A 24,681-nucleotide genomic window follows, 5' to 3' on the forward strand; every position below is an offset into this window, starting at 1 on the left:
GTGTCTGACACGAGCCGAGTCCCCTCGGGGTCCACCCTGGAGATCCGCGACCTGCACGTCACCGTCGCCGACAAGGAGATCCTGCGCGGCGTCAACCTGACCGTGCGGGCCGGCGAGACCCACGCCATCATGGGCCCCAACGGCTCGGGCAAGTCCACGCTCGCGTACGCGATCGCGGGCCACCCCAAATACACCATCACCAGCGGCCAGGTCCTGCTCGACGGGGTCGACCTGCTGGAGCTCACGGTCGACGAGCGCGCCCGCGCCGGGCTGTTCCTCGCCATGCAGTACCCGGTCGAGGTCCCCGGCGTCAGCGTCTCCAACTTCCTGCGCACCGCCGTCACCTCCATCCGCGGCGAGGCTCCCAAGCTCCGCGAGTTCGCCAAGGACCTCAAGTCCGGGATGGACGCCCTGTCCATCGACGCGACCTTCGCCCAGCGCAACGTCAACGAGGGCTTCTCCGGCGGTGAGAAGAAGCGCCACGAGATCCTCCAGCTGGAGCTCCTCAAGCCGAAGATCGCCGTCCTCGACGAGACCGACTCCGGCCTCGACGTCGACGCGCTGCGCGTGGTCTCCGAGGGCATCAACCGCTTCCGCTCCGCCGAGACCGGCGTGCTGCTCATCACCCACTACACCCGCATCCTGCGCTACGTGAAGCCGGACTTCGTCCACGTCTTCTCCGCCGGGCGGATCGTGGAGCAGGGCGGCCCCGAGCTCGCCGAGAAGCTCGAGGCCGAGGGCTACGAGGCCTACACGAAGGCGTCGGCCTGATGGAGACCGGCCTTGACGTGGAGAGGATCAGGAAGGACTTCCCGGTCCTCTCCCGCGAGCTTCCCGGCGGCAGGCCGCTGATCTATCTCGACTCGGGCAACTCCGCGCAGAAGCCGGCCCAGGTGGTCGAGGTGATGCGCGAGCACATGACGATGCACTACAGCAACGTCGGCCGCGCCATGCACGTGCTGGGCGCGGAGTCCACCGAGGCGTACGAGAACGCCCGCGACAAGGTCGCCGCCTTCATCGGCGCGCCCGACCGCGACGAGGTCGTCTTCACCAAGAACGCCTCCGAGGCGCTCAACCTGGTGGCGTACGCCTTCGGCAACCCCATCGGCGAGGACCCCCGCTTCCGGCTCGGCCCCGGCGACGAGATCGTCATCTCCGAGATGGAGCACCACTCCAACATCGTGCCGTGGCAGATGCTCGCGCAGCGCACCGGCGCGACGCTGCGGTGGTTCTCCGTCACCGACGAGGGACGCCTGGACCTGTCCGACCTCGCCGAGCTCGTCACCGAGCGCACGAAGATCGTCTCGATCGTGCACCAGTCGAACGTGCTGGGCACGGTCAACCCGGTCGCCCCGGTGCTCGCCAGGGTCCGCGAGGTCGGCGCGCTGATGATGCTCGACGCCTCCCAGTCGGTGCCCCACCAGAAGGTGGACGTGGCCGCGCTGGGCGTCGACTTCCTGGCCTTCACCGGTCACAAGGTCGTCGGCCCCTCGGGGATCGGCGTGCTGTGGGCCCGCGGCGAGCTGCTCGAGGCGATGCCCCCGTTCCTGGGCGGCGGTGAGATGATCGAGGCGGTCTGGATGGACCACTCGACCTACGCGCCCGCACCGCACAAGTTCGAGGCGGGCACCCCGCCGATCGTCGAGGCCATCGGCCTCGGCGCCGCGGTCGACTACCTGTCCGAGATCGGGATGGACGCCGTCGTGCGCCACGAGCGCGAGCTCACCGCGTACGCGCTCGGCGCCCTGGGGGAGATCCCGGGGCTGCGGGTGATCGGCCCGCTGGACCTCGCCGACCGGGGCGGTACGGTCTCCTTCACCCTCGAGGGGATTCACCCGCACGACGTCGGGCAGATCCTGGATGACAACTTCGGGGTGGCCGTGCGCGTGGGACACCACTGTGCCCGCCCGCTCCATCTGAGATTCGGGATTCCCGCGACCACGCGGGCGTCCTTCTACCTCTACAACACACCGGCCGAGATCGACGCCCTGGTCCGCGGCCTCCACCACGTGCGGAAGGTGTTCGCCTAGCCATGCCCGAGCAGTCGAGCCGGCGGACGGGCGAACGGCGGGCGGGAGACGCCCGCCGCACGGCGCCCGGCGACGCACGAGCGCACGGCGCAGCGAACGAGAAGGTGAGCACGACCCTATGATCGCCGAGTCCATGTACCAGGAGCTGATCCTGGAGCACTACAAGCACCCGCAGGGGAGGGGGCTCCGCGATCCGTACGACGCCGAGGTCCACCACGTGAACCCGACGTGTGGTGACGAGATCACCATGCGTGTGAAACTGGGCGACGGCGGCAAGGTCGAGGACGTCTCCTACGACGGGCAGGGCTGTTCCATCAGCCAGGCCGCGGCCTCCGTGCTGCACGAGCTGGCCACCGGCTCGACCGTCCACGACACCCTCGGCATCGTGGACGAGTTCACCCGGCTCATGCAGGGCAGGGGGAAGGTCGAGGCGGACGAGGACGTGCTGGGCGACGCCGTCGCCTTCGCCGGGGTCGCCAAGTTCCCCGCCCGGGTGAAGTGCGCGCTACTGGCGTGGATGGCCTACAAGGACGCGGTCGTGAGGAGCACCAAATGAGCAAGGCTGTTGAGACCCCCACCACGGCGTACGACGGGGACACCACCCATGACGAGGTCATGGAGGCCCTCAAGGACGTCGTGGACCCCGAGCTCGGCATCAACGTCGTAGACCTGGGCCTGATCTACGGGCTTCACCTGGACGCGGCCGAGGCCGCCGAGGGGGCCGAGGGCGGTGCCCTGCCGGTCGCCACCATCGACATGACGCTGACCAGCGCGGCCTGCCCGCTGACCGACGTCATCGAGGACCAGGCGCACTCGGCCCTGGAGGGCATGGTCTCCGACGTGAAGATCAACTGGGTGTGGCTCCCGCCGTGGGGCCCGGACAAGATCACTGACGAGGGACGCGAGCAGCTCAGGATGCTGGGTTTCAACGTCTGAGAAGTGCTTTCCGGTACGGCTCGCACCCCCGGGGTTCGGGCCGTACCCAATTGTGTGAGAGGATTTCCGAGGCCGGGAAGAAAAGCCCGGCCGGGAGTGTTGACTCCAACCGACGGACAAGCGACCGGCTGATGCCGGACGCCCCGACCGAACCCGGCACTGCGAACGCCGGGTATGCTTGATCGTGGTTTGACTGCGTGCGGGTAAGCTAGACCCGCCCCGTGCGGTGCGCCTCGACTTGCACCGCACTACCGCCCCCATGTGGGCGTTGATCCAGCGCGGCCTCAGGCCGTGCGTTCCAGGCTCGTCCTTTCGCAGAAGTGACGTGCCCCGTTCTTCTATCGAAAGGCACGAGTCTTCGTGACCATGCTTGACGCTGTTCTGCCCGAAATCACCGACATCACCGAGATCTCCCAGGCCCCCGCAGGTCCGTCCGAGTTCACGCTCCTCGGCCTGCCGAAGCCGCTGGTGACCGGTCTCTCCCGTTCGGGCATCGACAGTCCCTTCCCGATCCAGCGGGCCACGATCCCCGACATTCTCGCCGGTCACGACGTCCTCGGCCGCGGCCAGACCGGCTCCGGCAAGACGCTCGCCTTCGGCCTGCCCATGATGACCCTCATCGCCGGCGCCAAGGCCCGTCCGGGCCACCCCCTGGCCGTCATCCTGGTCCCGACCCGCGAGCTCGCCATGCAGGTGACCGACGCGCTCGAGCCGCTCGGCCGCGGCCTGTCGCTGCGGATGAAGACCGTCGTCGGCGGTATGTCCATGGGCCGCCAGATCGAGGCGCTGCGCCGCGGCGTCGAGGTCGTCGTGGCCACGCCGGGCCGCCTGACCGACCTCATGCAGCAGGGTGAGTGCATGCTGGACGAGGTCCAGGTGACGATCCTCGACGAGGCCGACCACATGTGCGACCTCGGCTTCTTCCCGGTTGTCAGCGCGATCCTGCAGCAGACCCCTGGCGACAGCCAGCGCCTGCTGTTCTCCGCCACCCTCGACGGCGACGTCGACAAGCTGGTCCGCCGCTTCCTCACCAACCCGGTGACCCACTCCATGTCCCCGGCCGCCTCCTCGGTCGACACCATGGAGCACCACGTGCTGGAGGTGCACCGCGACGACAAGTTCCCGGTGACCGCCGAGATCGCCAACCGCGAGGGCCGGACCATCATCTTCGTGCGCACCCAGCACGGGGTCGACCGGCTGTGCAAGCAGCTCGCCCAGGTCGGCATCCGCGCAGGCGGCCTGCACGGCGGCAAGCGCCAGAACCAGCGCACCCGCATCCTGGCCGAGTTCAAGGAAGGCACGATCAACGTCCTGGTATGCACGGACGTCGCGGCCCGCGGCATCCACGTCGACAACATCAGCCTCGTGCTGCACGTCGACCCGCCCCAGGACCACAAGAGCTACCTGCACCGCGGTGGCCGTACCGCTCGCGCCGGGGAGAAGGGCACCGTCATGACGCTGGTGCTCCCCAACGAGCGCCGCTCCACCGACGCGATGACCCGCCGCGCGGGCATCAAGCCGTTCCGCATCAAGGCCACCCCGGGCCACCCGCGCCTGGGAGAGGTCGCCGGCGCGCGTACGCCCAGCGGCGAGCCGATCCCGGTCTGGGAGCCCTCGGCGCCGGCCGCCAAGCAGCGTCAGGGCCGTGGCGGCTTCGGAGGCAACGGTGGCGGCGGCGGGCGTGGCCCGCGCCGCTTCCGCTCCGACCGTCCCGCCCACGGCACGGGCGAGGGCCAGCCGCCCCGCGAGCGTTCCTTCGGTGACGACAACCGTGGCACCGGCGCCTCCGGTGGCGGCCAGTACCGCTCCGAGCGCCCGGCCGGTGGCGGCGGTTACCGTTCCGAGCGTCCGGCGGGCGGTGGCTTCCGCTCCGAGCGTCCCGCCACCGGTGGCTACCGCGGTGGCGAGCGGCGCGAGCCGTTCCGTGCGGGCACCGACCGTCCGGCCCCGGCCGGCGGCGGCTTCCGCTCCGAGCGTCCGGCGGGCGAGCGCGAGCCGTTCCGCGGCGACCGCCAGGGCGGCGGCTTCCGCGGCGGCGAGTTCCGCGCCGACGGCCGCGGCTCCGCCCCGCGCAGTGGCGGCAGCCGTTACGGCCGCTGATCGCCTCTGATCACCTCGTAGGACCCTGAAGGGCCGGTGCGGCATCCGCCGTACCGGCCCTTCGGTCTTTCCGTAGCGGACCACGCGTGGGTGTGGCCGCGTAGGGGCGGCGATTCCACTACCTCCGGCCGATCCCACCGGCGCCTTCGTCTTTGTGCGGCAGGGTCCCCCAACCGCCGCGATGACGTGCGAAGGACGCTCTATCCCGAAGCCGGTGACGCCTGCCTTCGCGCGGCCGTCCGAGTGATCTCATCGGCGTTCACATGACGCGGTCACCGCCGGTGTCTAGTAGGCCCAGCTGCCGCAGCCCTCGGTCGCCTCGCACACCCGCCAGTTCAGGATGACCGAACCATCCTCCGACAGCTCCGTTCCGGCAGGGGCGGCCGAACCGTTCGCGTCGCCGATCGTGTACGTGTGTCCATTACGCGTGCGGTACTCCGCGTGGACCCCGTGGTTGTCCGCCTCGCGGTCATCCACCCAGATCCGGACTCCGCCGTCCGTCCAGGCCTTGTCGGATCCGTGGTAGGCGTTGGGGCCGGCGGCGTGCGCGGCTGTCTGGGCGAGCCCGGCCAGCGCGACGGCCGCCGTGATGACGACGGCCAGGCGGCCCGGCCTCGAGTGCTGAAACTTCATGTTCATCCCTCCGTGGTTTTGCGACTCCCCCGAGCCTGGTGGAAGGCGGGACCGAAGTCATTGCTGGAGAGCGCCGGTTCATTGACGATCCGCGCCAAAACGTCGCCCTGTGCCAAGCGGAGCTGTGAACGCCGGAGAGCCGCCCCTCCTGGCAGGACGTCGCGAGTCACGGAGATCTCGCGGTCGACGATCTAGAATCAGTCATCATGGCTTCATGACCCACTGTTTCCGTTCATCTTCGAAGCCTTGCGTAGGCCAGACGCTCTCCGTCAGGCTGCCTGGATGATCAACTGATGCGTCTGGAATATCCGAAATAAGAGGATAAATGCGCTTTCTGTGGTCCAGCCTCCGCGTTCTCGCCCGCTTTCCCCTCGTCGTCCTGCTGGCCGTGGCCGGGACCGTTACCATCGTTTCCCCCGCGTCCGCCGCGCAGAGTTACCGCGTCCTGCAGCTCAACCTCTGCCACAGCGGCGTCAACACCTCCTGTTTCAACGGGGCCGACGTCATCCAGGAGGCGCGCGACATCATCGCCGCCAGGCAGCCGCAGGTCGTCACGCTCAACGAGATCTGCCGCGACGACCTGGCCCAGCTGGCCCCCTCGATGGGGGACGGCCACCGGGTGTTCGCCCCGGCGCTGCGGCCCGACGGCACGCCGGTGCGCTGTGTCAACGGCGACGAGTACGGCAACGGGCTGATCTTCCGCGCCACCGGGGCGACGAGCTTCTCGGGCGTCTACGCCACCCAGGACAGCGGGAGCGAGAAGCGCGTCTACGTGTGCGCCGAGTTCGCCGACCTGACCGGCTGCACCACCCACCTGTCGACCACCGGGAACGTCGCCATGGCGCAGTGCAAGGCGGCCATCGCGATGCTGCGCGACCGGGGCGCCGCCACCAGGCCGACCTTCCTGGCGGGCGACTTCAACATGAAATACGCCCCGCTGTTCGGGCAGAACGTCCAGAACTGCAACTCCGCCCCCTTCTTCAGGAAGGGGGACGGGAGTGTGCAGCATGTCTTCGCGGCGAGCATGGGCTTCGAACGTACCGATGTCATCTCCATGCGGTACACCGACCACCCCGCGCTGCTCGTCACCCTGACGAAGCCCTGACCCGCCGTCACTCCGGACAGGGTGGGCCGCGCCGTCCGGAGCGAGCTGGGCCCGGGGGCAGGGACGCCGCGATCGCCCGCGCGGGTCGCGCCGCCCGGGGCGAGCCCTCGCGGCGGCTTCGGTGCGCCTCACGAGGGGCTGCCCTCCCGCCGGGGCGGGGGAGCGGTGCTGGCCCTGGGGGTGAGGCGGGCGACCTCGTCCTCGTACGGGCCCGGCTCCTCCCCGGCGACGAGGGCGAGGAGCCTGCGGGCGGCGTGGGCGCCGTAGGCGGGGGTGTCGCGCCTCAGGGCGGTGAGCGGGGGCGGACGACCCGGGAGAGAGGGGAGTCGTCCCAGGCGACGATGGACAGGTCGCCCGGGACATCCAGGCGCAGGTCCTGGGCGGCCGACAGCCCGGCGACGGCCATGATGTCGTAGACGATCGCGGTGGGCCGGGCGGGGGAGCTGAGCAGGCGCCGGGTGGCGCGGGCGCCCTCCTCGCCGGTGTAGTCGGTGTGCACCGTCACGTGCTCGGCGACGCCGTCGCAGGCCTCGGCGAAGGCGCGGTCGCGCAGCACGGTGTGGACCAGGCGCGCGATTCACTCGTCGTCAAGTACGTTGATCCAGCCTTCGAGAATGAAATCGCCGAAGAGCGAAAGCGCCAGAAAATGGGGCCTGCGGGTACACCTGTTCTGATATGTCGTGGCCAATCTGGCCCAGGTCGTGGTGTGGTTGGCCTACGACCAGGAACACTTTTTCTGGCCCGTGTGGTCGATAGTCTCCTGAGGCATCGTGCTGGCCTTCCACGCCTGGGCGGTCTTCTCGCCGCCCACATCGAATACCGGGCAATAAGCTGTGGAGTTCTTCCGGCAATTCATGCGCGATCCCATGACGGTCGGCGCGGTGGGCGAACAGATGCGCCTCGCGTTCGACCGACAGCGCCCGAGCTCGTTCGGAGCAGGGCGAGCGGTTAGGCCTGTTGCCGCGGCCCGGTGTTCGGCTTGGCGCGGTCCCGCCACACCCGCAACGGACCGAGGATCTGCAGGCGCAGGTTGTCGCCGGAGGACGGCCGGCCGTGGCCACCGGTACGGACCTGAGGCAATGAGCTGTCCAGGCCGGTTCCACCCCAAATTGATCTGTGCCACGCAGGCCACGCGCAGACATCGGCCGGACGGGAAGTCGCCGTTCACTACTCCCGGGTTCTCGTTCAGTGCCGGTCAAGTTCGCTTTCGTACGTTGAGGCCGCCGGGAACGAACTCAAGCCGAAGGGGCCGCGACGATGACGACCACCCGCCGAACACTGCCGGCCGGATCCGCCGCGGTCGCCACCGGCACACCGCTCGATGCGCCCGCCGCGCAGGCACATGACCTGCCTCCCACACCAGCCCATGCCTGACCCGAGTCATAAGGAGCGTTGGATGCCAACTCGAGTGAACCGGCAGACCGTCGGCCTGTACCTCGGCATGCGGGTGAACCGGCGGTACGGGATCCGGACCTTCTTCAGCTTCGGCCGGAAGATCAGTGAGTCGGTCGAGGGCAAGCCGGACGGGCTGCTGCTGCACGAGCCCGTGTACTACTCGTTCTTCCCGATGAACATGGGGATGCGCCAGTACTGGCGGGACCTGCCCTCGCTGCTCGCCTTCGCCCGGTCCGAGCCGCATCGGCAGTGGTGGCTGGACTTCCTGCGGGACTCGGGCGGCACCGGTTTCTGGCACGAGACGTACTCGGTCAAGGGTGGCATGGAGGCCGTCTACGACGACGTGCCCAAACCGCTCGGGTTTGGACGGTTCGCCGGGCTCCAGCGCGCTCGTGGACCCATGTTCGGTTCCGCGGCCCGCCTGGGACGCTCCGACGACGGCAGCCCGGTCCTGAACGAGACGGACCTCTACGAGTCCTAGCCGCGCGGGCCGTCGTCGACGACCACAGGGGGTGTCCGCCCGGTGACACCCGCCGCCTGCCGCTGAACTGTACGAACAGCCGTCGGGCGATACTTGACGGCACGAGTGTGAGCGCGGACCTTCCTACTTGTCGTGCTGCCGGCGCACCATCTCGGTGATCCAGATGGGCGCGAACGGAGACGTGCAGCCCGGGGAAGTCGGATAGTCCTTGAGCACCTCCAGGCGCTCACCGATGTCGATCGCACGGGCGCGGTGCTCGGCGCGCTCGATCCCGATCTGAGCCAGGCAGTGGTTCATCGCCCACCGCAGGCGATCCGGGGCGTCTTTCATCTCCGCCTCGATCACGTCGAGCAGTCCCGCGAGGTCGAGGCCTTCGGGCTTCTTCGCCACGCGTTCGGTGGTCAGCGCCCAGCCGGCACTCGCGACCACCGGATCCGGATCGGCGGACCAGGCCAGGCGCAGCTCTTCGGAGTGCGGACTCTTCTTCACCACGTAGTTCACGAGCCAGTCGTGCACCTTGGGTACGCGCGCCTCGCGCAACATGACGTCCAGCTCCTGCCGCCCGAACGCCTTCGGGCGGCAGATCAGGATCGCCAGCAGTCTCGCCGCGGTGTCATCCGTCTCCCAGAGCCGACCCGCGAGTTCCTGCTGAGTCTTCAGCCGCTTCGCGAGCGCGCGCAGCCTGCCGAGGTTCACACCGTGATCGTCACCGTGCTTCTCGCTCACCGCGCGTATCTTCGGGTCCTCAAGCCCGGCCAGCTCGGCCATCACCTCGGCCACCGTTGTCTCGGTCAGTGTCGTCTCGGCCACCTCGGACTCCTGTCCATCACGTGCGGGATGCAGCCCACGACGGAAGCGGGCCTCCTGTCGTACACGCCAGTCTGACGGCAGCCACCGACACGAAACCCCGTTTCTTCACAAACCGGCTGATCGCCGCCAAGAGGTGTTTCGACCCGGACGGCGTCTTCTCCGCCACACCACTCCCGCAGGTGATCCCCGGCTGAGACACGCGGGCCACCCCTCTCGTTCCTCCGGCTTCCTTCGGCCAACCCGCCGTCCCGCGTCGCGCGACGCCTTCGGAGCGGCGGTCGCCGGCGCGATGAGGGATCACCCGGTGCCGGCGACAGCCGGTGATCCCGGGTGTCGTGACCACGAAGAGGGACGCGCCGGTGGTAGGCAGGGAGGAGGCCGCGCCAGGCCGTCCGTGCCGCCCGTAGTCGCCCGTGCCGCGTCCCAGAGCGTGGAACCCGCACGCGGTGGGGTCGGATGGCCCGTTAGGCTTGACGAGCACATCCGACGACGCCGAGAGAGATCATGAAGACCTTCGAAGAGCTGTACGCCGAGCTGTCCGACAAGGCGCGCACCCGGCCCGAGGGCTCGGGCACCGTGGCCGCGCTGGACGCCGGGGTCCATGCCATCGGCAAGAAGGTCGTGGAGGAGGCCGCCGAGAGCTGGATGGCGGCCGAGCACGAGTCGAACGAGCGGGCGGCCGAGGAGATCTCCCAGCTCCTCTACCACGTGCAGGTCCTCATGATCGCCAAGGGGATCGGGCTGGACGAGGTCTACAAGCATCTGTGAGCCGGTGCGCCCGGCTCCCGGTCTTGTAGGCAGATCCCGTCCACATGTAAGGAACCCAGCCATGCTGCGTCTCGCCGTACCCAACAAGGGCGCCCTCACCGAGGGTGCCCAGACGATCCTCAAGGAAGCCGGATACCGCGTCCGCAAGGACAGCAAGGAGCTCGTGGTCGCCGACCCGGAGAACTCCTGCGAGCTGTTCTTCCTGCGGCCCAAGGACATTGCCGTCTACGTCGGCGAGGGCACCCTGGACGCCGGGATCACCGGCCGTGACATGCTCCACGACTCCGGCGCGCAGGTCGAGGAGATCATCCCGCTCGGCTTCGGCCGCTCTACCTTCCGCTTCGCCGCCAACCCCGGCGACTTCGACTCCGTCGCCGACCTCAAGGGCAGGCGTGTCGCCACCGCCTATGCGGGCCTGCTGGAGGCCTACCTCGCCGAGCGGGGCGTCGAGGCCCGGGTGATCAAGCTGGACGGCGCGGTCGAGACCGCGATCCGGCTGGGCGTGGCCGACGCCGTGGCCGACGTCGTGGAGACCGGCACCACGCTGCGCAACATCGGCCTGGAGGTGTTCGGCGAGCCGATCACCCACTCCGAGGGCGTGCTGATCAAGGGGATCGGCACCGAGGAGACCCCGGGCCTGCGGCAGCTCATCCGCCGCCTGCAGGGCGTGCTGGTGGCGCGCGACTACGTGATGATGGACTACGACATCCGCGCCGAGCGGATCGAGGAGGCCATCGCCCTCACCCCGGGCATGGAGGGGCCGACGGTCTCCCCGCTGCACCGGGAGGGCTGGGTCGCGGTCCGGGCCATGGTCCCGCGCAAGGGACACCAGCAGATCATGGACCAGCTCTGGGAGATGGGTGCCAAGGCCATCCTGGTGACCGCCATCTTCGCCTGCCGCCTCTGACCCGGCGCCCCTCGGGCGTCTGCGGCTTCCGGCCCGGCGCCCCTCGGGCGTCTGCCGCCTCTGACCCGGCGCCCCCGGGTGCCTGCCGCCTCTGACCTGACGCCCCTGGGCGCCTCCGACTCTGGCTTGACGGCCTCGGGTGCCTGCCGTCTTTGGCCTGACGGCTCCCGACGCTCCGGCGAGCCCGCCCGTCGTCCCCGTGGCGCCGGTCCGGCTCGCCGCCGGGTGCCACGGGGTCGGCGTGCCCGGCGGACGCCGCCCCCGAACCCCGCCGGCTCAGGAGGAGAGCGCCGTGGCCTCCTCGGCCTCGATCTGCTCGTTCCACTCGCGCTTGGAGGAGCGCCACGCCTCGTCGTCGCGGCCCAGCCGCCAGTAGCCCGAGATGGAGAGTCTCGCCAGCGGGACGCCGCGCTCGGTGCGCAGGTGGCGCCTGAGCTCGCGGACGAAGCCCGCCTCGCCGTGGACGAAGGCGTGCACGTCGCCGCCGGGGAAGTCGAGCTCGCGGACCGCCCTGACCAGCGTCTCGCCGTACGGGGCGTCCCCGCGGTGCAGCCAGACGATCCTCACGTCGCCGGGGGAGTCGATCTTCTGCTCCTCCTCGGGACCCTCGACCTCGATGAAGGCCCAGGCCGGGGCTCCGGCGGGGAGGTTCTCCAGGGAGACGGCGATGGCGGGCAGCGCGCTCTCGTCTCCCGCGAACAGGTGCCAGTCCGCCTCCGGGTCGGGCGCGTACGCGCCGCCGGGACCGAAGAAGTGGAGCTCCTCACCCGGCTGGACCCGGTCGGCCCACGGCCCGGCCAGGCCGACGTCGCCGTGGTGGACGAAGTCGAGCGTCAGCTCTCCCGCCTCGGCGTCCCAGCGGCGGACGGTGTAGGTGCGGGTGGTGGGCCACTGCTCGCGGGGCAGGTCGCGGCGGATCGCCTCCATGTCGAACGGCCGCGGGTAGCTCACCCCGGCCGGGGCGAACAGCAGCTTGACGTAGTGGTCGGTGTACTCGTCCGCGCAGAATCCGGCGAGGCCCTCGCCGCCCACCACGACCCGGATCATGTGGGGGGTGAGCCGCTCGACCCGCCGGACCAGGCCGCTCGTCACCTTCGGCGTACGGCGCCCGGCTCTCTCGTCTGCCATATGTCACTCCGTGGGGGTCTAAGTTAGGTGAACCTAACTCGTACCATACGTCACCGGAGCGCGGCGACGGCCCTCACCGCCTGGTCCACCTGTTCGGGGGTGGTGACGATCCCGGTGCCGAAGCGCAGGTAGACGTCCTGGTACGGGGTGGCGCTGGTGACGATCCGGTGGTCCCTGCGGAGCCTGCCCACCGCGGTGGGGGCGTCCACGCCGTCGACCGCGCAGCAGACCAGCCCGGCCGACAGCTCGGGGGAGACCGGGGTGACCAGGCGCACGTTGGGCAGGGCCGCGAGCCCCGCCTTGAGCCGGGTGGCCTGCTCGGTGATCCTGGCCGTCACCCGCTCCTTGCCGATCGCCGTGTGGAAGGCGAACGCCTCGCCCAGCGCCCAGCGGTGCTCGAAGCTGTGGTAGCCGCCCGGGGTGTGCACGAGCCCGCCGGGGCCGTACGGCTCGTCGCCGGTCCCCGGGTCGACGGTCACGTTGGAGAAGGTCGCGATCACCGGCAGCAGGGCGTCCCAGGCCCGGCCCCTGCCCCACAGGATGCCGGTGCCCCGGGGCCCGAACAGCCACTTGTGGGTGCCGCTGGCCAGGAAGTCGCAGCCCAGCTCCTCCACCCCGTCGGCCATCGCGCCGAAGCCGTGCACCCCGTCCACGCACAGCAGCGCCCGGTCCTCGGCGTCCCTGGAGCGGTTGGCCTCGGCGACCATGTCGGCGATCGCCCTGACCGGCATCCGCACCCCGGTGCCCGAGTGCACCCAGGTGATCGCCACCACCCGGGTCCTCGGTTCGAGCGCGGCCTTCAGCCGGGAGACGATCTCGTCGGCGGAGGCCTTGGCCGGGTCGTCGTACAGGCGGACCCTGCGGACCTTGGCGCCGGTCCTGGCGGCGAGCAGCCGCAGGCTCTCGTGGGTGGCGAAGAAGTCGTGCTCGGTGGTGAGCACGTCCTGGCCGGGGAGCAGCCGCATGCCGCTGTAGAGCAGGCCTAGGCCCATCGTGGTGCTGTCGGTGAGGGCGACGTCGGGGGCGTCGGCGCCCAGGTAGGCCGCGGCGGCCTCGCGCACCGCCTCCTCCCGGTCCTCGCCGTGCAGGTAGGCGTCGGTGTCGGTGTCGAGGCCGCGCCGATGCTCCTCGATCGCCCGCCGCACCGGGGCCGGGTGGGCGGCGAGGACGTAGGCGGCGAACTGGGCGTAGGAGGGGTCGAGTGGGAACTGGGCCCGCACCGACTCCCAGCTGGCGGGGTCGAACGGCGGAGGCCGCGACGCGGTGGGCGTGGCGGGCTCGTCGCCGGGGGTGCATCCGGACAGCGCGGCTCCGGCTCCGGCCAGGAGTCCCGCGCCGAGCAGCCCGCGCCGCCCGACCCGAGGTCCGCGCTCGTCCATGCCCTACCCCTCGCCGTCGTCCCGCCCCTGTGCCCCTTCCTATCGTGATCATGCGCGCCTGCCAAGAGGGCACGGCGACGGCGTGGCGGATGTTCGAATCTACAACGTAAAGGCGTCGGCGTCCGGCGGGACGGAATGGACCGTTCCGGCCAGGGGTGGAGAGGTCCTCAGCGCTGCATGGCCGCGACCTGGCGGATCAGGTCGGCGACCCGGACGACGCCCATGCAACGGCCGACCTCATCGGTGACGACCAGGTCGTCGTAGACCCGCTCGGCGTCGCGGCCCGCGACCTGCATGGCCGCTATCGCGGGGGTGGTCTTGGGAACGGTGCGGGCGGGGTCGGCCAGCCGCCCGGCGGCCTTCTTGCCGTGCAGGGCGTGGCCGAAGCGTCCGGCGATCGAGAGCAGGAAGCGGCTGCGGTCGAGGCTGCCCCGGGGGCGCTGGTACTCGTCGACGAGGATCACGCTGGTGATGGACGGCTCGCTGCCGAAGGCGTCGATCACCGCCTCGGCGGTGGCCTCGTAGGGGAGGGTCACCGCGGGCAGCAGGAACTCGTGGACGCGGGGGCCGAGGACGAACCGGGAGGGCTCCTGCTCGACGACCGGGAGCGGCACGTGCACCCGCCCCGACGGGCCGGGGACCAGCAGTGGGCCCTGGGCCAGCCGCACCCCCCAGCCGCGGACCGCGGTGAGCTGCGCCTCGTCCCCGATGCCCGGGGCCAGCACGTGCGCCCCCACTCCCCGGGCGAGCCGCGCCAGGCCCTCGCCGATCGCGGCGCGGCGCGGGTCGCGGGGCACCTGGGCGATCAGGTCCGGTGAGATCACCGCCAGGTACGGCGCCGCGTCGGCGATCAGGTCCAGCGGGACGTGTCCGGTGCCCAGGTCGCCGACCGCGATGAGGTAGCCGATGGCGCGCAGGCCGTCCAGCCCGGTGAGCAGGGAGCGGCGCTCGAACTGGGCGAAGTCACCTCGTACGGTGAGGATCACCTCGCGGGGGCGCCGGCCTGACGCGCGCAGGGCCTCGTGGAGCGGTGCGAGGGCGGCCGAGCCGCCGATCACCGCGGCCGTCGGCAGGGGGAGCACCAGGGGGAGCAGGACCTCGCTCGCGGCGACGTCGCGCACCGTCTGGACGGTGGAGGAGATGTTCCCGCGGCCCGCGCCGTCGGCCTGGAAGGCGATGACGCCCCCGGTATCGAGATCGACGACGGGCGTGACACCCACGCCTGCCGCGGAGGAGTGCGGGACGGCTTGCGCTCTGGTCGTCACGTTCCGAGAATGCGGCATTATTTATCGTCACAGAAGTAACGCACTGTGATGTTCACCGATATTTCGCCATTCGTTGGACTTGGCCGGTGGGACGGTGTGTCCGGCGAGGTCAGCCGGTAGTGTCGCGTTCCATGACGTCGCGACCGGCCAAAGGGGGAGGCCGCTGGGTCTCCGTGGCGCCCGAGCGCCTGAACCGCTGGATCGACGGCTTCGTCGACCGGCACGGCCCGCCGAGCGTGACGGCCTCGGCCTCCGTCGTACGCCTCGAGGGCGCGGACGGCGCGGTCGCCGAGTGCCAGGTGCCGTTCCCGCCGCTGACCCCCTCCGGGGGCGGCCCGATGGCACGCCTGGTCACCCACGTGCGCACCGAGCGCAGGATCGGCGTGCTGCTCGTACGGCTGGGCGGCCACGCGGCGGGGATCTTCCAGGGCGAGGAGCTGCTCTCCTCCAAGGTCGGCTCGCGGCAGGTCCACGGGCGCAGCGCGGCGGGCGGCTGGTCACAGCGGCGCTTCGCCCGGCGCAGGGAGAAGCAGGTGGACCAGGCGCACGAGGCGGCGGCCGAGGTGGCGCTGCGCGTCCTCGGCCCGCACGTGGGGGAGCTGGAGGCCGTCGTGCTGGGCGGAGACCGGCGCGCGGTCGACGCGTTGCGGCCCGACCGCAGGCTCGCCCCGGTCTTCGCGCTGGAGACCGAGCCCTTCCTGACGGTCCCCGATCCGCGGCTGGTGATCCTCAAGGACACCCCCGCCCAGTTCCGCGCGGTCCGCATCAGGGTGAGCGACCCGGTGTAGCCGGGTTCCGCGCGGTCGGGCACCACGTGAGCGGGCTCCGCGTGAGCGGGCTCCGCGTGAGCGAGGCCCGTTTGAGCGGGTTCTGTGGGAGTTCCGCGTGAGTGAGGCCTGTGTGAGGCCTGTGTGAGCGGGCTTCCTGTGAGCGGGTCCCGCTGGACGGGGGCTCCGCCTGACAGGGGCTCGCGTAATCGTGGAGAAGCCGGCCGGTGCCGCGCCGTACACTGATCGGTATGCGCACTCCCGATTGACCGTCGTCCCGATGAAGGCGAGACGGCCGAGCCGAGAGCCGGGAGACACAGGGCGCGGCGGGTTCGGCCACAGTGAAGTGAGCCTGTGTATTTCCTGCTGGGAGTGTTCTCCAACCATGATCGTAGCTTCTGACATCGAATTGCGGGCCGGGGCCCGGTTGCTCATCGAGGCCGCGTCCTTCCGGGTGAACCCCGGCGACAAGATCGGGCTCGTCGGCCGGAACGGGGCCGGGAAGACCACGCTGACCCGCGTGCTCGCGGGAGAGGGGTCGGCCGCCTCGGGCACGGTCTCCATCAGCGGCGAGGTCGGCTACCTGCCGCAGGACCCGCGCACCGGCGACCTGCACGTGCTCGCCCGCGACCGCATCCTGTCGGCCCGCGGGCTCGACCAGGTGCTGCGCGAGCTGCGCGAGGCCGAGTCCGGCATGTCCTCGGCCGACGACCGCACGAGAGACCGCGCGGTCCGCGCCTACGGGCGCCTGGAGGACCGGCTGCACGTCCTGGGCGGGTACGCCGCCGAGTCGGAGGCCGCCTCCATCGCCTCCAGCCTGGGGCTGCCCGACCGGGTGCTCGGCCAGCCGCTGGAGACCCTCTCGGGAGGGCAGCGCAGGCGGGTGGAACTGGCCCGGATCCTCTTCAGCGGGGCGGAGACTCTCCTGCTTGACGAGCCGACAAACCACCTAGATGCGGACTCAATCGGGTGGCTTCGTGATTTTTTACGATCCCACCAGGGCGGCTTGATCATTATTAGCCACGATGTCTCGCTTCTTGAAGCGACGGTAAACCGCGTCCTGCACCTCGACGCCAACCGCGCGGTGATCGACACCTACAACGTCGGCTGGAAGGCCTATCTGACCCAGCGGGAGACCGACGAGAAGCGCAGGAGGCGTGAGCGCGCCAACGCCGAGAAGCAGGCCTCGGCCCTGATGTCGCAGGCCGACAAGATGCGCGCCAAGGCCACCAAGGCCAAGGCGGCGCAGGACATGCAGCGCCGGGCCGAGCGCCTGCTTTCGGGCCTGGAGGTGGAGCGGCGCAGTGACAAGGTCGCCAAACTGCGCTTCCCCCAGCCCGCCCCGTGCGGGCGCACCCCGATCATGGCGGAGGGGCTGTCGAAGTCGTACGGTTCCCTGGAGGTCTTCACCGACGTCGACGCCGCCGTCGACAGGGGGAGCAGGGTCGTCATCCTCGGTCTGAACGGCGCGGGAAAGACCACTCTGCTGCGGATTCTCGGCGGCATCGAGGAGCCGGACACCGGCGCGGTCAAGCCGGGACACGGGCTCAAGCTGGGCTACTACGCGCAGGAGCACGAGACGATCGACCCCGAGCGCACCGTGCTGGAGAACATGCGCTCGGCCGGGGGAGAGCTCCCCGACGTGGAGCTGCGCAAGGTGCTGGGCTCGTTCCTGTTCACCGGCGACGACGTGGACAAGCCCGCGGGGGTGCTGTCGGGCGGGGAGAAGACGCGGCTGGCGCTGGCCACGCTGGTGCTGTCCGCGGCCAACGTCCTCCTTCTCGACGAACCCACGAACAACCTTGATCCGGCCAGCAGGGAGCAGGTACTTTCGGCCCTAACGTCCTATTCTGGGGCGATTGTGCTCGTCACGCATGATGAGGGTGCTGTAGAGGCTCTACGACCCGATAGGGTGATCTTGCTGCCTGACGGAGTTGAAGACGCATGGAGCGACGAATTTTCCGATCTTGTGGCACTTGCCTGATCTTAATTTGAGCGGGTACGGATCTTTTCCCGTGGAGTAGGTAGCCGATCTCGTTGAAATGACTGATCATGGCGTGTGTAACGCTGCGGAAGTCTGGCACTACAGGAGGTACTCGTGGCCGAGACTCTGAAGAAGGGCACCCGGGTTACCGGGGCCGATCGTGAAAAACTGGCCTCCGATCTCAAGAAGCGCTACAGCGCGGGTGAAAGCATCCGTGCCCTGGCCGCTTCGACCGGCAGGTCATACGGGTTCATCCACCGCATCCTGAGCGAGTCCGGTGTGACTCTGCGCGGGCGCGGTGGCGCCACCCGAGGCAAGTCCAAGCGCTGACCCCGCCTCGGAACGCGCGACCGCAGCCGCTCGTCCCCCACGCCGAAGCCGTCCCCGCCCGGACCTGTAGAACCTCATTCTGGGGAATCGATAGGCTCGGGCGAGGCGGACACCGAGGGTGGGAGAACGGCGATGGCGGAAGTGGCGTTCGGGGGGAGTGCGGAGGAGATCTCTCTCAAGGAGGTCGGTCTGCGCTACGAGGTGGACGGCGAGATCGCGACGATCACGCTGGACCGTCCGGAGAAGCGAAACGCTCAGACGTTCGCTACCTGGTCGGCTCTGGCTCATATCGGTGACGGCCTGCCGCAGCAGGTGAGGGTCGTCGTGATCAGAGGTGAGGGGCCGTCCTTCTCGGCTGGGATCGATCTGAGGATGTTCACTCCGGAGGGGGTTCCAGGGCAGGGGTCGTTCGCGACCTCCGCGACACTCGACGAGGCGGCCTTCGCCGAGCGGGTGACGCGGGCCCAACGGGGTTTTCTCTGGCTGAGGCGTCCCGACATCGTCTCAGTGGCGGCCGTTCAGGGCCACGCGATCGGTGCGGGGTTCCAACTGGCGCTCGCCTGCGATCTGCGGGTCCTGGCGGACGACGCCAAACTGTGCATGAAGGAGCCCGCCCTCGGGCTGGTTCCCGACCTGACCGGCACCAAGCCGCTGGTCGACCTGGTGGGCCTGTCGAGGGCGATCGAGATCTGCCTCACCGCCCGCGTCGTGGGGGCGCGGGAGGCGGCGAGGATCGGCCTGGCCGAGCTGGTCGTCGCGCCGGGGGAGCTGACGCAGGCCGTACGCGACCTGACCGACGCGCTGCTGGCGACCGACCGCGACGCCGCGACGGCCACCAAGCGGCTGCTTCAGGGGGCTTCGGGGCGCACACTGGCCGAGCAGGGCGCGGCCGAGGCGCGCGAGCAGGCGAAGCGCGTCAAGGCGCTCTTCGGATAGGCCGTCCCGCGGAGCACAGGTGTTCGCCTCAAGCTGACAGGGGAATGATCGCGCTTCTCCCGATGCTCGCATCGGGAGAGGAGGCCATATGGCGATGATGGGTGGGGGACTCGGTCCCCAGGCGATGGTCTCGTTCCGGCGTGACAGCTCGGTGACCAAACAGCGTCTCGCCCCGGGCACGGTCAGGCGCATCGCCCGCTACGCACAGCCCTTCTCGCGGCAGATCGCCGCCTTCCTCGCGCTGGTCGTGGTCGGCTCGGTCATCGTGATCGCCAACCCGCTGCTGATGAAGGCGATCATCGACGACGGCATCATCGCCAAGCGCCAGGGGGTGGTGGTCGCCCTCGCGCTGGTCATCGCGGGTCTGGCGGTCGCCGACGGGGCGCTCACCCTGGCCCAGCGCTGGTTCTCCTCGCGGATCGGCGAGGGCCTCATCTACAACCTGCGCACCGAGGTCTTCGACCACGTCCAGCGGATGCCCGTGGCCTTCTTCACCCGTACCCAGACCGGTGCCCTGGTCTCCCGGCTCAACACCGACGTCATCGGCGCCCAGCGCGCCCTGACCAGCACCCTGTCGTCGGTCGTGGCCAACGTGGTCATGCTGGTGCTGGTGCTCGGCGCCATGCTGGTGCTCTCGTGGCAGATCACCCTCGTCGCCCTCGTGCTGTTACCGATCTTCATCTTCCCCGCGAAGTGGGTCGGCAGGAAGATGTCCGGGCTCACCCGCGAGCAGATGGAGCTCGACGCCGAGATGAGCACCATGATGACCGAGCGGTTCAACGTCGCCGGGGCCATGGTCGCCAAGCTGTACGGTCGCCCGGCCGACGAGACCGCCGCCTTCGGCGGCAGGGCGGGGCGGGTGCGCGACGTCGGCGTCACCGTCGGCATGTACGGGACGGTCTTCCGCGTCGCGCTCGGCCTGGTCGCGGCGCTGGCCACCGCCCTGGTGTACGGCGTGGGCGGCGTGCTGGCCGTCTCCGACGTCTTCGAGCTCGGCACCCTCGTGGCGCTCGCCGCCCTCCTGATGCGCCTGTACGGCCCCCTGACGAGCCTGTCGAACGTGCACGTGGACGTGATGACCGCCCTGGTGAGCTTCGACCGGGTCTTCGAGGTGCTCGACCTGCAGCCCATGATCGCCGAGAGGCCCGGCGCCCGGCCCCTTCCCGGCGGCCCGGCCTCCGTGGAGTTCGAGGACGTCCGGTTCAGATACCCGTCGGCCTCGGAGGTGTCGCTGGCCTCGCTGGAGGCGGTGGCCCGCCCCGACACCGGGCCGGGTCACGAGGTGCTGCGCGGCGTCACCTTCACCGCCCGCCCCGGCGAGATGGTCGCCCTGGTCGGCCCCTCGGGCGCGGGGAAGACCACCATCACCGGCCTGGTCTCCCGTCTCTACGACGTCAACGAGGGCGCGGTCCGCGTCAACGGCCTGGACGTGCGCGACGCCACCCTGGCCTCCCTGCGCGACACCGTGGGAGTCGTCATGCAGGACGCCCACCTGTTCCACGACACCATCGGGGCCAACCTCCGCTACGCCAGGCCGGGGGCCACCGACGAGGAGATCTGGGACGCCCTGCGCGCCGCCCAGATCTCCGACCTGGTCCTGGACCTCCCCGACGGCCTGGAGACCGTGGTGGGCGACCGGGGCCACCGGCTGTCCGGTGGCGAGAAGCAGCGGCTGGCCCTGGCGAGACTGCTGCTCAAGGCGCCCCGCGTGGTCGTCCTCGACGAGGCCACCGCGCACCTCGACTCCGAGTCCGAGGCCGCCGTCCAGCAGGCGCTGAAGGTCGCGCTGGCCGGGCGCACCTCGCTGGTCATCGCCCACCGGCTGTCCACGATCCGCGAGGCCGACCAGATCCTGGTGGTCCAGGACGGCCGGGTGGTCGAGCGGGGCCGCCACGAGGAGCTGCTGGCCAGGGGGGCGGTCTACGCCGAGCTCTACCGGACCCAGTTCAGCCGGACCTGACCTCTTCCGGGCGCCCCCGGCCGTGGCAGCGGCCCTCCAGGCTGCCCTGGCCGTCCTCCTGACCTCTTCCGAGGCCAGGCCCGGCCCCGGACCTCCGGACCTGTCCCGGCACCGGTTCGGCCGGATCTCCCGGCGGCTGACGACGTCCGGCGGCGCGGCTCTGAGTGGATCTTCCGGTACCGATGGTGTTAGATCATGGGGACGTGGACGACCGGTTGAAACGCGATGATCTGACCGACGACGAGTGGGGGCGGCTGGCGCCGTTGCTGCCCGCTCACGCCCGGCGGGGAAACCGGTGGGCCGATCACCGCACGATCATCGACGGGGTGTTCTTCCGTACCAGGAGCGGCTGCCCCTGGCGCAAGCTGCCGGAGGCCTACGGCAACTGGAAGACCGTCTACAACCGGCACCGCCGGTGGTCGGTGGACGGCACCTGGGAGACGATCCTGGGGGCGCTGCGGATCGGTGACGGCGTCGGCGGGGGTCCGGTGCCCGGCACCGGTTCCACGGCCGTCACGGCCCGGCCGGGGGACATCCGGCCCGGCGCGACGTTCGAGGTCCCCGGCTGGTGACCACAACCCCGTGAGGGGGCTCGCATGGCCCGTGGGAACACGATTTCACGCCGGACATCGGTCCACTCGATGCCCCGTGAAGGGGCTCGTACGGCCAGGGGAACCCCGAGAACGCGGACCGGCGTCAGGACGAGGCGTAGCCCAGGCGGGTGAGCTCCTCGCGGGCGACCTTGGCCACCAGCTCGGCGTCCTGGCCGCGCAGGCGGGTGCGCCAGACACCGACCTTCGGCACGCTCCTGCCCAGCAGGGCGATCTTCGGAACCCGCGTCTCCAGGAAGTGGGAGAGCCCGTCCAGGGACTCGGCGGGAGAGGAGATCAGGTCCTCGTAGCGCATGGTCAGCAGCTGCTCCCGGGGCAGCTCCTGGTGGAGCGAGGCCGACAGCCGCACCGCGCTGCGCCAGCGCAGCGCGCACTTGCCCGCGGTGGGCATCGCCTTCCAGCGCTCGCGGTGCTCGCCGGAGTTGACGCCGAGGAACGGGTTGGGGAACTCCGTCTCGTCACTCAGCATGGCCGGCTTGAACCACGTCAGGGAGGCGGGGTCGGCCAGCATGTCGGCGGCCACGTCACGGCCGTCCCTGATGAGCTGGACGAAGCGGGCGTCGGGGAAGGCCTGCAGCAGCACCGAGGCGCTGTAGAGCAGGTCGGGGCTGGCGTCGCCGAATCGGGCCACGGAACCCGAGGCCACGCAGGGGCCCGCCCCGGTCACGCCGCCAGCCTCCCGGCACGGCGCCGGGCACTCCTCGCAGGCGCCGGGGACGATCTGCCAGGACTCGGCCATGGCGTCGCGGAGCACGCGGGTCGCGCCCATGCCCCGTCCCGCGATCGAGGGCCGCCGGGCGAAGGCGTAGACGACGTGCGCCACCGCCGCCCGCCCCATGGTGACGTGGAATCCGGGGGAGCGTTTCAGGGCGCGGGCCAGCAGATCCGCGCCGGAGTGCGGGGCGGCGAGCACGAATACCGGCCTGCGGACCTTGATGCCGTTGACCACCAGGATGTGGGGCGGAGGTCGCATATGAAAGCCCAGTGTGGCACCGTTTGCGGAGTGAACGAACCGGCTGCCGGGATACCGGTCCCACCTCCGCCGCGTCCGGGCGACACGGTGGCGGTGGTGGCCCCGTCCGGACCTCCCGATTTCGAGCGGCTGGCGCGCGGAGTCCGTGTCCTGGAGGGGCTCGGGCTGAAGGTCGTCGTCGGCGCCCACGTCCTCGACAGGGACCGCTACCTGGCCGGTTCCGACGCCGACCGCGCGTCCGATCTGCTGAACGCCTGGTGTGATCCCGAGGTGAGCGCGGTGTTCTGCGCCCGCGGCGGCTACGGCGCCACCCGCCTCCTCGGCCACCTCGACTGGGACGCCATGCGGGCCGCCGGGCCCAAGGCGCTGGTCGGCTCCAGCGACGTCACCGCCCTGCACCGCGCGTTCGCCGTGGAGCTGGGCGTCGCCTCCTGGTTCGGGCCGATGCCGGCCAGCTCCACGATCAGCGATCCCGAGGGGCCCGAGCCGCGCACCTTCGAGAACTTCACCGCCGCGCTCGCCGGAGCCCCGCCGACGATCACCGGCGACCGGGTGATCGTTCCCGGCGACGTCACGGCGCCGGTCACCGGTGGCAACCTCAGCCTGCTGGCCGCGCTCTGCGGCACGCCGTACGCGCTGTCGGCGCGGGGCCGGATCGTCCTGCTGGAGGACGTCACCGAGGCGCCGTACCGGATCGACAGGATGCTCACCCAGCTGCTGCGGAGCGGGGCGCTCGACGGGGCCGCCGGGTTCGTCCTGGGATCCTGGATCGACTGCGGCGACCCCTATCCGGTGCTGGAGGAGCTGCTCGCGCCGCTCGGGGTACCCGTTATCGCGGGGCTTCCGATAGGGCATGGAAGTCCACAGTTTTCTGTATTGCTCGGGGCACTTGGTGCTATTGATGCAAAATCGTGCTCTCTGGCCTACTCAACAGGGGGCGTCGGCAAGGCACTCTAGGTGCGAACCTAGGAGGAAACCGGCAGAGGGGGCGCACGCGTGAGATTGTTCCGGCGGCACCGTGACCGGCGGACCGAGACGCCGCCGCGTCCGGTCGAAGAGGTCGATCTCGACTCCCTGCTCGCCCTGGTCGCGGACAATCTCGGCTATGCCTGCGCCTTCGATCCCGGCGGCGGGACCCTGACGCTCACCGGCCCGCGCCGGGTCGTGGTGCGGCTCGCCGGGCTGCGCGCCGAGGCGCTCCGGCGCTCCCGCGAGGACTGGCCCGTGATCGTCTCCGAGCACCTGTCCCACGCCCTGGCCACGGCGGACGAGCCGTTCGACGCCTGCGATCTGGAGCAGGTACGCCCGCTGCTGCGCACCCGCATCCAGCTTGACGACGATCTCGACTCGGCCCGCGTGGTCGGGCGCCACCTCACCGCCGACCTGGTCGAGGTGCTCACCATCGGCGACGGCGCCGCCGGGCGCCAGGTCCGCCCCGAGGAGGTCGGCTGCTGGCCGATCACCGCGGCCCAGGCGCTCGACCTGGCCCTGGACAACGCCCGCAGGGACGAGCGGCTCTCGGTCACCGAGGGTGACCTCGGCGGTGTGGCGGTCCGCAGGCTGACCGGTCCCACCGAGGGCGCCGCCGCCCATCTGCGCAGGCTGGGCGACTACCTGCCGGTCCCCTCCGACGGGGTCCTCGTCGCCCTGCCCGACCCGGCGACGCTGATCGTCCACCCGGTCGAGGGCATCAGCGTGGTCCGCGCGATCGAGCGGCTGCGGCTGTTCGCCCAGCGGGAGTTCGACATGCGCGCCGAGGCGCTCAGCCCGCAGGTCTACTGGTGGCACGGCGGCCGTCTCTCCCTGATCAGGGCCGACCTGGTCAGCCAGGACGGGCAGACCCGGCTGGTGGTCGCGCCCCCGCCGGACTTCGCCCGCGTCCTCGCCGCCCTGGCCGTCCGCCCCGACGGCGGCCTCGGCGGCTGACCCGCCCCCCCGCGAGGACGGTCACCCGAGCCCGGCCCGTCCCACCCCCGGGCTCCTGCCGGTCCTGTCGCCCTGTGAAGGTCCCCCGCGCGGGGGACCTCGCAGACCTGTCATCGGTGCGACCATCGTGACCCGGCGGTCCGGGACGGGATAAAGTACGCCTGCGCCAACCCCGTGTGCGACTGGGTCGGGCATGCCGACACCAACGCCGCGATCAATATCAGGAACGCCGTCGGAACGCCGGTGTCAGGACGTGG

24 protein-coding genes and 1 pseudogene are annotated in these 24,681 nt (G+C 70.6%); 18 read left to right on the plus strand and 7 right to left on the minus strand.

Translation table 11 applies throughout. From position 1 onward, the window contains the following. The 5 genes from sufC (at position 1) to OG587_RS24415 (ending at position 5,066) form a co-directional block, all read left to right on the plus strand. Positions 1–771, plus strand: coding sequence for a Fe-S cluster assembly ATPase SufC (gene sufC, locus OG587_RS24395; RefSeq protein WP_443075218.1), 771 nt, complete (start codon positions 1–3; stop codon positions 769–771). After that, on the plus strand, positions 771–2,030 hold the full coding sequence (locus OG587_RS24400) for a cysteine desulfurase (protein ID WP_329079109.1): 1,260 nt from the start codon (positions 771–773) through the stop codon (positions 2,028–2,030). The genes sufC and OG587_RS24400 overlap by 1 nt, the downstream gene beginning before the upstream one ends. A gap of 118 nt (positions 2,031–2,148) precedes the next feature. After that, a complete protein-coding gene (gene sufU, locus OG587_RS24405; RefSeq protein WP_329079111.1) occupies positions 2,149–2,586 on the plus strand; it encodes a Fe-S cluster assembly sulfur transfer protein SufU in 438 nt (145 codons plus the stop codon). Continuing rightward, on the plus strand, positions 2,583–2,966 hold the full coding sequence (locus OG587_RS24410; RefSeq protein ID WP_329079112.1) for a metal-sulfur cluster assembly factor: 384 nt from the start codon (positions 2,583–2,585) through the stop codon (positions 2,964–2,966). Before sufU ends, OG587_RS24410 begins: the two co-directional genes overlap by 4 nt. A gap of 366 nt (positions 2,967–3,332) precedes the next feature. Further along, positions 3,333–5,066 carry a DEAD/DEAH box helicase gene (locus tag OG587_RS24415; RefSeq protein ID WP_329079114.1) on the plus strand — a complete coding sequence of 578 codons (1,734 nt, stop codon included), beginning with the start codon at positions 3,333–3,335 and terminating at the stop codon, positions 5,064–5,066. A gap of 285 nt (positions 5,067–5,351) precedes the next feature. Here OG587_RS24415 and OG587_RS24420 read toward each other — a convergent pair whose 3' ends face one another. Further along, positions 5,352–5,699 carry a hypothetical protein gene (locus tag OG587_RS24420; RefSeq protein WP_329079115.1) on the minus strand — a complete coding sequence of 116 codons (348 nt, stop codon included), beginning with the start codon at positions 5,697–5,699 and terminating at the stop codon, positions 5,352–5,354. Between the two features lie 325 nt (positions 5,700–6,024). Here OG587_RS24420 and OG587_RS24425 point away from each other — a divergent pair, with 325 nt between their 5' ends. Next, on the plus strand, positions 6,025–6,804 hold the full coding sequence (locus OG587_RS24425; RefSeq protein ID WP_329079117.1) for an endonuclease/exonuclease/phosphatase family protein: 780 nt from the start codon (positions 6,025–6,027) through the stop codon (positions 6,802–6,804). Positions 6,805–7,087: 283 nt separating this feature from the next. On the opposite strand, the gene OG587_RS24430 is transcribed toward OG587_RS24425, so the two are convergent. After that, entirely contained in the window at positions 7,088–7,360 is a 273-nt protein-coding gene (locus tag OG587_RS24430; RefSeq protein WP_329079118.1) for a substrate-binding domain-containing protein, read from the minus strand. 840 nt (positions 7,361–8,200) lie between these two features. Here OG587_RS24430 and OG587_RS24435 point away from each other — a divergent pair. Continuing rightward, positions 8,201–8,680, plus strand: coding sequence for a monooxygenase family protein (locus tag OG587_RS24435; RefSeq protein WP_329079120.1), 480 nt, complete (start codon positions 8,201–8,203; stop codon positions 8,678–8,680). A gap of 123 nt (positions 8,681–8,803) precedes the next feature. Here OG587_RS24435 and OG587_RS24440 read toward each other — a convergent pair whose 3' ends face one another. Continuing rightward, the gene (locus OG587_RS24440) at positions 8,804–9,448 is read right to left on the minus strand and encodes a DNA alkylation repair protein (protein ID WP_329093998.1); all 645 of its coding nucleotides are present in this window, start codon (positions 9,446–9,448) and stop codon (positions 8,804–8,806) included. A gap of 546 nt (positions 9,449–9,994) precedes the next feature. Here OG587_RS24440 and OG587_RS24445 point away from each other — a divergent pair. Together OG587_RS24445 and hisG are read left to right on the plus strand one after the other, a co-directional pair. After that, positions 9,995–10,258, plus strand: a complete 264-nt coding sequence (locus OG587_RS24445) for a phosphoribosyl-ATP diphosphatase (protein ID WP_012892448.1) — start codon at positions 9,995–9,997, stop codon at positions 10,256–10,258. A gap of 61 nt (positions 10,259–10,319) precedes the next feature. Continuing rightward, positions 10,320–11,165, plus strand: coding sequence for an ATP phosphoribosyltransferase (gene hisG / locus OG587_RS24450; protein ID WP_329079127.1), 846 nt, complete (start codon positions 10,320–10,322; stop codon positions 11,163–11,165). A gap of 276 nt (positions 11,166–11,441) precedes the next feature. On the opposite strand, the gene OG587_RS24455 is transcribed toward hisG, so the two are convergent. The 3 genes from OG587_RS24455 to OG587_RS24465 form a co-directional block, all read right to left on the minus strand. Beyond that, positions 11,442–12,293 (minus strand): siderophore-interacting protein, encoded by an 852-nt coding sequence (locus tag OG587_RS24455; RefSeq protein ID WP_329079129.1) that lies wholly within the window; start codon positions 12,291–12,293, stop codon positions 11,442–11,444. Between the two features lie 50 nt (positions 12,294–12,343). Continuing rightward, the gene (locus OG587_RS24460) at positions 12,344–13,672 is read right to left on the minus strand and encodes an aminotransferase class V-fold PLP-dependent enzyme (protein WP_329079131.1); all 1,329 of its coding nucleotides are present in this window, start codon (positions 13,670–13,672) and stop codon (positions 12,344–12,346) included. Between the two features lie 167 nt (positions 13,673–13,839). Further along, positions 13,840–14,937 carry an EAL domain-containing protein gene (locus OG587_RS24465; protein ID WP_329079133.1) on the minus strand — a complete coding sequence of 366 codons (1,098 nt, stop codon included), beginning with the start codon at positions 14,935–14,937 and terminating at the stop codon, positions 13,840–13,842. Between the two features lie 131 nt (positions 14,938–15,068). Between OG587_RS24465 and OG587_RS24470 the strand changes: the two genes are divergently transcribed. The 6 genes from OG587_RS24470 (at position 15,069) to OG587_RS24495 (ending at position 21,486) form a co-directional block, all read left to right on the plus strand. Continuing rightward, positions 15,069–15,725 carry an acVLRF1 family peptidyl-tRNA hydrolase gene (locus OG587_RS24470; RefSeq protein WP_329079134.1) on the plus strand — a complete coding sequence of 219 codons (657 nt, stop codon included), beginning with the start codon at positions 15,069–15,071 and terminating at the stop codon, positions 15,723–15,725. A 364-nt stretch (positions 15,726–16,089) separates the two neighbouring features. Continuing rightward, positions 16,090–17,688: an ABC-F family ATP-binding cassette domain-containing protein gene (locus tag OG587_RS24475; protein ID WP_329079136.1), complete on the plus strand. Its 1,599-nt coding sequence runs from the start codon at positions 16,090–16,092 to the stop codon at positions 17,686–17,688. Between the two features lie 114 nt (positions 17,689–17,802). After that, entirely contained in the window at positions 17,803–18,018 is a 216-nt protein-coding gene (locus OG587_RS24480) for a helix-turn-helix domain-containing protein (RefSeq protein WP_030904785.1), read from the plus strand. A gap of 132 nt (positions 18,019–18,150) precedes the next feature. After that, entirely contained in the window at positions 18,151–18,954 is an 804-nt protein-coding gene (locus OG587_RS24485) for an enoyl-CoA hydratase/isomerase family protein (protein WP_329079144.1), read from the plus strand. Between the two features lie 88 nt (positions 18,955–19,042). Next, the gene (locus OG587_RS24490; protein WP_329079145.1) at positions 19,043–20,914 is read left to right on the plus strand and encodes an ABC transporter ATP-binding protein; all 1,872 of its coding nucleotides are present in this window, start codon (positions 19,043–19,045) and stop codon (positions 20,912–20,914) included. A 203-nt stretch (positions 20,915–21,117) separates the two neighbouring features. Further along, a complete protein-coding gene (locus tag OG587_RS24495; RefSeq protein WP_329079147.1) occupies positions 21,118–21,486 on the plus strand; it encodes a transposase in 369 nt (122 codons plus the stop codon). Positions 21,487–21,610: 124 nt separating this feature from the next. Here OG587_RS24495 and OG587_RS24500 read toward each other — a convergent pair whose 3' ends face one another. Further along, positions 21,611–22,498 carry a sulfotransferase family protein gene (locus OG587_RS24500; protein ID WP_329079149.1) on the minus strand — a complete coding sequence of 296 codons (888 nt, stop codon included), beginning with the start codon at positions 22,496–22,498 and terminating at the stop codon, positions 21,611–21,613. Positions 22,499–22,528: 30 nt separating this feature from the next. Here OG587_RS24500 and OG587_RS24505 point away from each other — a divergent pair, with 30 nt between their 5' ends. From OG587_RS24505 to OG587_RS24515, 3 genes and pseudogenes are all read left to right on the plus strand, one after another. Further along, positions 22,529–23,455 (plus strand): S66 peptidase family protein, encoded by a 927-nt coding sequence (locus OG587_RS24505; RefSeq protein WP_329079151.1) that lies wholly within the window; start codon positions 22,529–22,531, stop codon positions 23,453–23,455. 39 nt (positions 23,456–23,494) lie between these two features. Beyond that, positions 23,495–24,424 (plus strand): hypothetical protein, encoded by a 930-nt coding sequence (locus tag OG587_RS24510; protein WP_329079154.1) that lies wholly within the window; start codon positions 23,495–23,497, stop codon positions 24,422–24,424. Positions 24,425–24,523: 99 nt separating this feature from the next. Then, positions 24,524–24,634: pseudogene (locus OG587_RS24515) on the plus strand (hypothetical protein); the annotation flags it as partial. Positions 24,635–24,681: the final 47 nt, after the last annotated feature.

This window comes from Streptosporangium sp. NBC_01469, assembly GCF_036227305.1.
Taxonomy (GTDB): domain Bacteria; phylum Actinomycetota; class Actinomycetes; order Streptosporangiales; family Streptosporangiaceae; genus Streptosporangium.